The organism is Vibrio sp. 704, assembly GCF_033339295.1.
Genome location: NZ_JAWOUH010000831.1, coordinates 1 through 561, shown reverse-complemented (window position 1 = coordinate 561; position 561 = coordinate 1). Strand labels below are relative to the sequence as shown.

1 protein-coding gene is annotated in these 561 nt (G+C 52.0%); it reads right to left on the bottom strand.

Translation table 11 applies throughout. From position 1 onward, the window contains the following. Window positions 1-561: MFS transporter (locus R7R24_RS29385; protein WP_318120547.1), on the bottom strand; the 561-nt coding region annotated here is incomplete at both ends.

Below are 561 nucleotides of genomic sequence, written 5' to 3'. Positions count from 1 at the left end.
CCTAGCCGCAATCGCACCCAACGCTCCAGGAAGGCGAAATGCCTCTATAACGGGAGGTAATGTCATTAACCGCTCGTTCTGATCGTGAGGCTCTCTCATGCATCCCCAAACTAAGGCCCCAACAGCAAGTGCCGCCATCCCTAAAATGATAAAAGCTGCTCGCCATGATAAGAGCTGTGTGATCAGTGCGCCGATAGCAGGGCTGGTTATCATGCCTAATGTCAATCCAGCTTGCACCATCACAATCTGCCGCATCGAGCGCCCACCTTTTGCATCACCAGCCAACGCAAATGCGATTGGCAGCATTCCTGCGCTAGCAATGCCCGTAACAACACGAGTGACTAAAGCCCATTCAAACTGGCTAACCAAGCCAGTCAGAATCGAGGAGATGCCAAAAACGAAACAAGCCGGCAGCATAAGGCGAAGACGCCCTACTCGATCCGACCAGCGCCCTAAATAAGGCGCACAAAACGCAATCGCTAGACTATACGCCGTAATAAAGAGTGTCACCTGGCTCGGTGGAACACCAAGATCACCTCCGATAGGTTCTAAAATTGAGCC